Source organism: Kribbella sp. NPDC050124 (assembly GCF_044460355.1).
Taxonomy (GTDB): Bacteria; Actinomycetota; Actinomycetes; order Propionibacteriales; family Kribbellaceae; genus Kribbella.
This window is the reverse complement of the sequence record NZ_JBITJU010000059.1, coordinates 1-8,779: the sequence shown is the minus strand read 5'-3', so window position 1 is coordinate 8,779 and position 8,779 is coordinate 1. Positions and strand designations below refer to the sequence as shown.

The 8,779-nt window shown below is 65.5% G+C and carries 12 protein-coding genes; 4 read left to right on the top strand and 8 right to left on the bottom strand.

What is annotated here, in order from left to right; genetic code table 11:
* The 4 genes from ACIBL3_RS47015 to ACIBL3_RS47000 all read right to left on the bottom strand — a co-directional run.
* A partial coding sequence (locus ACIBL3_RS47015) for a hypothetical protein (protein WP_396360585.1) occupies positions 1-332 on the bottom strand: 332 nt, incomplete at its 3' end.
* A gap of 9 nt (positions 333-341) precedes the next feature.
* A complete protein-coding gene (locus tag ACIBL3_RS47010; RefSeq protein ID WP_396360584.1) occupies positions 342-1,811 on the bottom strand; it encodes a recombinase family protein in 1,470 nt (489 codons plus the stop codon).
* A gap of 144 nt (positions 1,812-1,955) precedes the next feature.
* Positions 1,956-2,591 (bottom strand): hypothetical protein, encoded by a 636-nt coding sequence (locus ACIBL3_RS47005; protein ID WP_396360583.1) that lies wholly within the window; start codon positions 2,589-2,591, stop codon positions 1,956-1,958.
* A complete protein-coding gene (locus ACIBL3_RS47000) occupies positions 2,588-3,499 on the bottom strand; it encodes a hypothetical protein (protein ID WP_396360582.1) in 912 nt (303 codons plus the stop codon). Before ACIBL3_RS47000 ends, ACIBL3_RS47005 begins: the two co-directional genes overlap by 4 nt.
* 489 nt (positions 3,500-3,988) lie before the next feature.
* Here ACIBL3_RS47000 and ACIBL3_RS46995 point away from each other — a divergent pair, with 489 nt between their 5' ends.
* Together ACIBL3_RS46995 and ACIBL3_RS46990 are read left to right on the top strand one after the other, a co-directional pair.
* The gene (locus tag ACIBL3_RS46995; RefSeq protein WP_396360581.1) at positions 3,989-4,261 is read left to right on the top strand and encodes a hypothetical protein; all 273 of its coding nucleotides are present in this window, start codon (positions 3,989-3,991) and stop codon (positions 4,259-4,261) included.
* A gap of 254 nt (positions 4,262-4,515) precedes the next feature.
* Positions 4,516-5,148 (top strand): hypothetical protein, encoded by a 633-nt coding sequence (locus ACIBL3_RS46990; protein WP_396360580.1) that lies wholly within the window; start codon positions 4,516-4,518, stop codon positions 5,146-5,148.
* Between the two features lie 109 nt (positions 5,149-5,257).
* On the opposite strand, the gene ACIBL3_RS46985 is transcribed toward ACIBL3_RS46990, so the two are convergent.
* Both ACIBL3_RS46985 and ACIBL3_RS46980 read right to left on the bottom strand, forming a co-directional pair.
* Positions 5,258-5,650 carry a hypothetical protein gene (locus ACIBL3_RS46985; protein ID WP_396360579.1) on the bottom strand — a complete coding sequence of 131 codons (393 nt, stop codon included), beginning with the start codon at positions 5,648-5,650 and terminating at the stop codon, positions 5,258-5,260.
* 239 nt (positions 5,651-5,889) lie between these two features.
* Complete coding sequence (locus ACIBL3_RS46980) at positions 5,890-6,156, bottom strand: hypothetical protein (RefSeq protein WP_396360578.1); 267 nt, start codon at positions 6,154-6,156, stop codon at positions 5,890-5,892.
* A 639-nt stretch (positions 6,157-6,795) separates the two neighbouring features.
* Here ACIBL3_RS46980 and ACIBL3_RS46975 point away from each other — a divergent pair.
* Positions 6,796-7,029 (top strand): hypothetical protein, encoded by a 234-nt coding sequence (locus tag ACIBL3_RS46975; RefSeq protein ID WP_396360577.1) that lies wholly within the window; start codon positions 6,796-6,798, stop codon positions 7,027-7,029.
* A 43-nt stretch (positions 7,030-7,072) separates the two neighbouring features.
* Here the strand turns inward: ACIBL3_RS46975 and ACIBL3_RS46970 are convergent, their stop codons facing one another.
* Positions 7,073-7,582 carry a carboxymuconolactone decarboxylase family protein gene (locus ACIBL3_RS46970; protein ID WP_396360576.1) on the bottom strand — a complete coding sequence of 170 codons (510 nt, stop codon included), beginning with the start codon at positions 7,580-7,582 and terminating at the stop codon, positions 7,073-7,075.
* Between the two features lie 140 nt (positions 7,583-7,722).
* Here ACIBL3_RS46970 and ACIBL3_RS46965 point away from each other — a divergent pair, with 140 nt between their 5' ends.
* Positions 7,723-8,355 carry a CGNR zinc finger domain-containing protein gene (locus tag ACIBL3_RS46965; protein ID WP_396360575.1) on the top strand — a complete coding sequence of 211 codons (633 nt, stop codon included), beginning with the start codon at positions 7,723-7,725 and terminating at the stop codon, positions 8,353-8,355.
* A gap of 151 nt (positions 8,356-8,506) precedes the next feature.
* Here ACIBL3_RS46965 and ACIBL3_RS46960 read toward each other — a convergent pair whose 3' ends face one another.
* Positions 8,507-8,656 carry a hypothetical protein gene (locus tag ACIBL3_RS46960; RefSeq protein WP_396360574.1) on the bottom strand — a complete coding sequence of 50 codons (150 nt, stop codon included), beginning with the start codon at positions 8,654-8,656 and terminating at the stop codon, positions 8,507-8,509.
* Between the last annotated feature and the right edge of the window lie 123 nt (positions 8,657-8,779).

Below are 8,779 nucleotides of genomic sequence, written 5' to 3'. Positions count from 1 at the left end.
GCACGGAAACGCGCTCGGTAACCCACGATTGCGCGAGCGAGGTCCCGGCCAGCAACCCACTCCACCCGCAGAGCAGTCACTACATACGGTCTAACGACGACTTCGGCCGATCGGGTCTCGTGGTTGTAACTCACTTGCAGACCCAGCGCTTCGTACAGCGTTCGCATGTCGCTCGCGTCGGCCTGATCGAGAGCCGCGGTCATGTCGCCCAGTTCCTGAACCATCTTCCGTATGTCCGCGGCCGACGCGCGCTCAGGCACCTTCACCGCGCTGAGCTCGGCCTCCGCGGACCGCTTCTCCGCCACCGCCGCGTTGTACTGCTCCGTCAACACAGCCGGATCTCAGCCCGCCTCAAGCGCCCGCCGCAACCGACCCATCGCCGCCTCGGCTGCCGCGACCCTCTGCGCCAGCCTGGTCGCGATTGATGCCGAGTCGTGATCATCATCGACAGCCGCCAGCGCCTCTGCAGTCTGGTCAAGGTTCTTCGGGCTGAACAGGGTCGCGATCCAGGCGTCCACCTTCCGAGTCAGCAGGTCCTCGCGGAGGTACACATTGGCTGGATGGAGGTCCGCCGCCGGCGAGCCTGGCACCAGGGTTCGCGCGCTGCACCGATAGAAGATTGCGTGCTTACGGGCCGCGCCCTGCATCTTCCGCCCGCACAGCTCACACCTGACCCGAGCACGGAGCCGGTACACGCGCTCCGTCGTCACCCGCGTCCGCTCTCGCTTCGCCTGATCCGCCGGCCCGGTCCCCCGCCGTACGCGCAACTCCAACTGCACGCGAGTGAACGTATCGACAGACACGATCGCCGGATGGGCAGGCTCCCGCGAACGCACGATCTTCGATTGCGGCGATCGCCGGAAGCGCACCACGTGGCCCGCAGCAACGTCCTCCGGATCCAGCAACTCCTCGACCTTCTGCCACCGCCCGTAGATCGCAAAGCCGGTGTACCTCGGATTCTCCAGGATCGCCTTCACCGTTGTGTGCTGCCAGCCGTCACCTCTTCGGTGCCGGTTCTGCTGAGGCGTGTGAGCCGACGGGCAGGGCACTCCTTCGAGGTTGAGCATCTCAGCGATCGACTTCAACCCCAGACCATCGAGGTAGAGCTGGAAGATGCGCTCGACGACTGGTGCCGCCTCGTTGTCGATGGCAAGCACCCGGAGCCGGTAGCCCTCTTGTGCCTTCCGCGGGTTCGGATGCGGACCGGCGTCGACCACTACATACCCGTACGGCGCCCTGCCGCCTTGGTACGGCCCATCAGTCACGACCTGGGCCGCCATCGCCGCACGCACCCGACGTTGCACATGCTGGCGCTCAGACTTCGACAACCCACCCGTGATGGTCATCGCCATGTCGTGCACGGAGTTCTCGGGGTCGAACTGCCCGCCAAGGCTCGGTATCCACAGCGATACGCCGTACCGATGAAACTTCGGCCAGGTCAAGCTGAACTGGTTGCTGTACCAGCACCTCGTTGCCTCCCCCACCACGAGGCCATCCCAGCCGCGCCGAGGATTCTTCAACTCCTGGAGCACCCGGCTCGCCTCGTCGCGGCGCTCCCAAGGCAACGACCGCGACTGCCCGATATCGAAGAACTCCTCGACGATCTGGCCGCCGAGCGGCTCAACAAACCGCGCGGCTTCACCCAGCTGCCACGCCAGGGACGACTTCGGATCCTGATTGTCCTCCGTCGAACATCGCCCGTAGAACGCGAGCCGCCCGATGCCATCACCATCGACCGGACGACCAGCAAGCGCCTCCATCCCAAGCAATTCGTCCAGCGTCGCCCACTCGTCGTGCCCGTCGCCGCTCAAGATGCCTTCTCCTCCGGCTGGGAGGCGCTACCGACTCCGCGCCTCTTCTGCGCCAGTCGTACAACAATCCGTCGCAGCACACGAGCCACCTGTGGATAAAGCACCGGCGGCCGGCCTGGCAGCCTCACTCGGACGTGCGGATCCTCACTCACACCGTCCACATCTGGTTTCTCCATGCCTGCTCAACGCATGAGCTACGCACAGTAACCAAAGGGTCTCAACGCTACGCAACGTCTCCGGCCCAGGGCGAGTTCGCCGGAGCATGGCGGTCAGGACCGGGCCGTCGACGGACGGCTGCTGTGTACTGATCGGCTCGTAACCCCAGGACTCGTAGAGCGCCTTGACCTTCCCGTCGCCGTTCAACGCGTTGACCAGCAACGAGACCTGCGCCTCGGGGCGATTGCGGAGGAGCTCGTCGTGGATCAGCCGAGCGATCCCCTGCCCCCGCCACGGCTTGCGCAGCATGATCTCTTTCACCGCCACGGTCGGCGTCCCGGTGCATCCGTCAGGAAGAGGGGTGGTCATCCGGCGCCACCAGCGGTCGTCGGGCGTGAGGCTGTTCGCATAGGCAAACCCCACCGGCTCTGCCGCGTCGTAGCCGATGACAACTTCCCATCCGGGATCCGATGCGTGCCGGGCAAGCTGTTCCCCGAAACGCTCGACCGAGTAGTGCGGAAGATGAAGTTGATCGGCACGTACGTCGGCATACACCTCGATCAACGTGCTCCAAACGTCGTCGATCACAGTCGAGTGGCGCAGCGCAATACCGTCAGGGATCACAGGAGCTTCCTCAGCGAGTCGTTTGCGTAATGGTCCCAGGCGGTTGCCGGGTGGCTGGATGGCGCAGCGATCCGCAGAGTCGTACCGAACTCTTGAAGCATCGAGTTGATCCGCGGATGCAGACCCGTCGGTTCGATCGGGATCGACATCGCGGTTGCGACCGCTTCCTCAAGATCGCCTTGGCCGAGCTGAGCTTTGGCTAGTCGTGCAGTTGTTATCGAGCGCGTACGCCGCATGCCGGGCCGCAGAAGGGCGAGGCTTCGATGAGCGTGTCCCTCGGCCACCTCGTAGTCGCCGAGCGCCAAGTAACCGGCCAGAGCGAGATTCTCCAGCTCTGCCTGGTCGTAGAAGGCGTTCAACCACAGCGGCCGCTCCTCGCTGGGCTCAGATCTGGCCAGGGCGTCTTCGGCATGGGCAACGGCCTGACGTACGGCGCGCTGATCGCCTGTCTGCCCAAGGATCGCAGCATGCCTTGCATGACCGAGGGAAGCGAACATCGGATCTCGTCGCGCAATCGGCAACCGCCGCGCGACATCGTTGGCGGCCAACGCGTCGACAGGCCTGGCCATCTGGCGGTAAAGGCTGCCGGCGTGCGACCAGATCCTGAATTGGATGGTTGGATCGCCTGACATCGTGGCCAAGCCTGCTGCGCGATCGAAATGCCGTTGCGCGGTATCGAACCGGCGACCGTCGATCGCCGCCCACATGGCACTCGAAGTGAAGGAGGCCGCACAGCCGTAGAGCGCGCCTCGGATGCGCTGACTCGCAGTCCCCCGCGCCTGCAGCGCGAGGGCCTCGCCCGCGAGCGCGGACGCCTGAGTCTCGATGGTGAGCTTTCCGCCGTACTGATGATCGCTCGCGACGATCAGTGCAAACTTGGAGAGCAGTCGCTCGAACGTCACCAGCACCGACCCGGGACTGAACAACGCGCTGCGTCGATGCCCCAGCGGCGACCATGACCGTCGCCGCGGACGTGCCGATGAACCGGCGCCGTGGAACAGGCTTCGGCTCGGCCGGAGCGACGAATCCGAGATCCGTGATCGGACAACTGAAGACTGCCGAGAGTGCATCGCGCTGGCGGTGATGAGGCCAGCGAGTCTTCCCGGTCAGCCAGTTCCGCACCGTTCGATCGCTGACGGTGCCCCCGTAGCCAGCGCGCCGAAGGTCGGCATTGACCGCTTCGGCCAGTTCGGCCTGGGTCATGCCGACCTCAGCCATGCGCGCCTTCAGGACCTGGTTTCCCTCCACAGCACCACGATATGTACGGCGAGTCACCAGCCGACAGCGTTCTGCCCGGAAATTTCCGGTTCACGCGGATCGACAGGTAGCGACGATTTCCTTACGTTCCGCAGTCATGAGCCCTTCGATGGAGACCAAGGACCTCGAAGGGAACTCGAATGGAAGTCGACGCACAGCTCGACCGCTCAGCCGGAAACGTCGCGAGCCCACGCCGGTTCGTACTCCGTCGCACCGTCGACGTCACTGGCGTCAGCGGCACCGGAGATATTGCAGAGGGAGTCGAGTGGTCGGACGGGACTGTGGCGCTACGGTGGCGCGGTAAGTGGGCCACCACAGTCGTCTGGGACTACGGCCTAGACGCACTCCTCGCGGTACACGGCCACAACGGTTCCACCGTCGTCCGGTGGCTCGACGATGACCACCCAGCCTGACCGTTCGGTTCGATGGCCAAGCAGGAACTCTGGCGCGTGCAGGTGTGGCTGGGCGAGCACTTGATCGAGGAACACATCGCCCCGACAGCGCTCGCAGAGCAGTACGCGCACGTCATCACCCTTCGGATCCACGGCCTACCGGGCCGACACCTGCGATGTCAGCGAATCACCGACACCGCACCCCCAGAAGCCGGCCGGCGCGGGACGAGATAGCGAGTCCGTCCTGGGCCGGCCGCTCCAAACCCCTACTAGCAATGGAGACCAAGCATGAGCAACGACATGACCGCAGTCATGCGCGGGGGCGCAAACGCGCCGATCGGGTCACCCACGGCCGGGCAGAAGACCTTGTCGAGAACAGCCTCGACCGGGCAACAGACCGGCCGCTCTCCGCGGCGGACCTGAGCCAGGAGACCATCCACGCGTACGGCGTGACCACCATGCTCGCCCTGCAGACCAAGAAGTCAATGTGGACACGATCGAACCTCCTTGCCGAAGCCGCACGGCAGAGTCGCCTGCTGCGTATGGCCTCCTCAGCCGACCGCGTACAGGTGCTCGAGGCAATAGTTCGAAGCGCCGAGAACCAGTCGATCACCATCAGCCCGCCAGCCCTGTTCGCATCACCGTCCCGACGAGCCGACGGGCAGGGCGTGTTCGCGATCCACAACGGTGAGATCTTCACCTCGCCCGTCATCCTCGGGGCAGAGAGCGTGCTCCTTGAGCTCGCGGCCAAGGCCGGGGCGCCGACCGTACCGTCGGCAGATCAACAGCGGTCCAGCCTCAGCGCGGACAAGCTCCGCGCGCTTCAGCGAGTCACGACGAGTGGTCAAGTGGTCGAGGCTCTGGTGGGGCCCGCCGGCGCCGGAAAGACCAGCTTGCCAGCCACGTGACCTCCGCCTGGCATGCCACGCATGGCCCCGGCTCAGTGATCGCACTTGCGCCGTCATCCGCGGCAGCAAACGTTCTGTCCGACAGCCTCGGCGAATCTGTCGAACTCGCCTACGCCACCACAGCGCACCGGGCCCAAGGCGCCACCGTTGACTCCGCCCACCTACTCGTCACCGCTAAGCTCAACCGAGCCCAGACCAGCACGTAGGAGTCGGCGTGACTCCCCGCAGCCCCCGACGCCGCGGACCTCGATCCGGACCCCCACCAGCTAGACGCCTCCCCGGACGACAAGGCGTGGTCCGGGGAGCGGTACCGATCCGGCCACTCCTCGCCGTAGCCCGGCTGCCATTGTTCCCCCTTCAGGATCGCGATCTCGGCGATCATCGCGGCCCCGTCGGTGTTGGCGTAGACCGGGACGCCCTCGCCAACCATGTACGGCAGGCCGTTGAAATGATCGGGGTGGGCATGTGTCACGAACGCGCCGAGCAGCGGTTTGCGTTGCACAGTCAGCCTCGGCCAGCGCCTGCGCGTCCGAGACGGGCAGGTGGGCGTCGACGAGGATAACTCCGTCGCTAACTTCCAGCAGCTAACAATTGACGAGAAGCCTCGGTTCGGCGGCGCTATAGGTGTGGATGCGTAGATCGGACATGGTTCGCCCATCTCCCCGACGCCCTTTCACCGCTGCCCCTCGGCGGGACTATGGGTCACGCCAGTACGCGGTGCCGGCCTTGAACATCGTCGGATCAAGCCACCCCGCTGCGCGTAGGGCGTGACTGCGGCGACTCCCGAGCAACGACGCGCGGGCTGGCCGAGCCTTGCCGCTCGCCGTTGCATGGCACGGAGATCAGCCGGCGGACGGGCCTGATGACCCCGGTGCCCGCCATGCCACGCTTTACTCCTGGTAGGTCTGCGGCGAGGATGTGCGCGGCGATCTGGCCGGCCGCGTCCGGGTCCGTCTTCTGCAGCTCGGTCAGCGCCTCACCGAGCAGGACACTGGTGTGCCGGCTCATCGGTCGCCCTGTTTGGAACACGAGACGTGCTCCCGCCCGCTCCCGCGCCGGCTGGTCAGGTCGCGACCCCGTGGTTCGCCGCCACAGAACATCCTTGCCTCCCTGAGTGCGGTCGGCGGCGGGCACCGCCTGGCTCAAACGCTATGCAGGCGTGGCAGCTGTGGCGTCACGCGAAGGTGGAACACCCGGTGGACTGTCTGCCGGGCCGCTGTGCGATCCGAGGTCGGCATAGAGTGAAGCAGTACAGATGATCGTCGTCAGCCTCTGCGGCCGTGAAGGAATGGCCGAATCACCTGGTGTGTCATCGGAGCAGGCAGCCGGGGAGCGCTACGACCTGCTGTCCACCAAGCTCACCATTCCCCGGGTTCGCCGAGACCGCCTTACACGATCGCGTCTGACCGAGATGCTCGACGAGGCGATTACTCGCGAGCTGGTCTTGGTGTCCACCCCGGCGGCTTCGGCAAGACGACGCTGCTCGCGGACTGGGCGGAGGGGGCAAGGTGGCCGGTCGCGTGGCTGTCGCTGGAGCCTGATGACAACGATCCGGTGCGGCTCTGGCGATATGTGGTCGCGGTGCGTCCGGCTGGCCGACTCGACTCGGGCACCTCACGTGGAAACGCTCGTTCTTCACATCACGGAATGAGGCCGAGTTCGCGCGCCCGCGCCACGGCGTGGGTGCGGCTGTTGGCTGCGAGCTTGGTCAGGATGTGGCTGGTGTGCTTCCACAAGGCCGAGCACGGGTGGGGTCAGGGCCTCGACATGCCGGCCGGCCTCGATCCCCACAGTGATGTGATGAAGTGCACGGTCGATCTCGTCCCGCTCGTACAGGAAGACGTCGAGGTCCTGGGCCCGCGCCGCGTCGAGCCAGCCTAGCGCCACAGTACCTCGACGTACACCGTTGCCCTCCTGCGTCTGGTCAGGCGGTGACAACCGGGAAGTCGATCTCGACCCCGGCGGCCTTGTTGAAGTAGTTCGTCAGCACGTTGAGCGCGACATGCCCAATCGTCTCGGCGATCTCCTCGTCGGTCACCCCGGCCGCCCGGGCGGCTTCGACCACTCCGGTCGGTGTATCGCCTCGGCCGTCGTTCACGGCCGCCGCCAGAGCCAGGATCGCGGCCGTCTTGGCGTCGGTGGCCTGCGCCTTGCGCGCTGCGGTGATTTCGTCCGTATCGAGGTGAGCAACATGCTCGGCGAGATAGCTGTGCGCCGACAGGCAGTAGTCGCACTCGTTGCCCTGCGCCACGGCGAGGGCGATGCGCTCGCGGGTCGCCGTGTCGAGCGCGCCCCGGGCGAGGGCGCCGGACAGGCCGAGATAGCCCTTCAAAAGGGCTCGGCTGTTGGCCATCGCCTTGGTCATGTTCGGGATCACGCCGAGGTTTCGCTTGACCTCGGCGAGCAGCTCTGCGGTGGGCGCGGAGCTGGTCACAGGATCAATGAGGGGAAGCTGGCTCACTGTTCACCTTCCTTAATCTAACGCCATATCTTGCTTGTTACGTTAGAAGTGAAGCACGGACATCTAACGGAGGCAAGCGTATGTTAGCGTTAGGTAATCGATTGGAGGACGCGGTGACGGAGACGTCGGCTCTGCTGCTACCCGATGAACCTGTCTCGGTGCGGCTGATGAACACCATCTGGGCCGACCGCCGCGGAGTGCACGACGCCCTGGTCGACATGCATGACCTGCATGCCTGGCTGTCTGCGATCGACTCCGCGACAACCAGCCTGCCGGGCGGTGGACGACTGAGACGAACGGACCTCGCTGCTTTCCGAGCCCTCCGTGACGGGCTGCGGCGCCTGGCGGCGCTGATCACCGAAGACGTCCGGGCATCCGCAGCGACCGACGTCGCTGTCGAGCAGGCGATCGCAACGGTCAACGACGCCGTCACCAGGGGCAGCATGTGGCCGCAGCTCAGCCTGGGGCGGAGCGGACTTGAACGACAGTCCGCCGGTACGGCGACGCCAGCGATGCGAGCACTATCGACGATCGCCGCGGAGGCCATCGAGCTGTTCACCAGCGAAGAACAGCTCCGGCTGCGAGCCTGCTATGCCCCTAGGTGCGTCCTGTACTTCGTCAAGGACCACCCACGCCGCGAATGGTGCTCAACGGCATGCGGCAACCGAGCTCGCGCCGCCCGCCACTACCGTCGTCACCGCAAACAGGAACCACGCCTGAACCCGTCACCGCACGTACTTCAATAACAACGAGCGAGTGAAGCCGCACGGCGAGGTGTAGCGATCGCCGGCCCGTTGCCTCCGGTGCCATAGGAATAGCACGTACCGAGTCAGAATCTCGAACTCGGTGAGCGGCATCGTTCACATGCTGCAGGGATCAAGTAGGGATCCCACAGCGTCAGACACGTCCAGTTGTCTTCGGATAGCGTGGCCCGGAGCCGAGCGCCTTGGCTCGAAGGACATCCGGGTCTCGCGGATCGTCGGGCCACACGTCGGCGTTGCGGTCTGCCCGGCGGACCTTGCGCCGGTTGATGCGAATGCGCTTCATCGTTCACCTCCCCGGTTCTGCGACGACACTAGTAGTACTTTGTTAGGTCGGCGTGGTTGCGTTGTTTTGCGTGGGTTTTCGTGTTGGATCGGGGCGTGGATGCTGCTGACTTCGTTGCGGTGG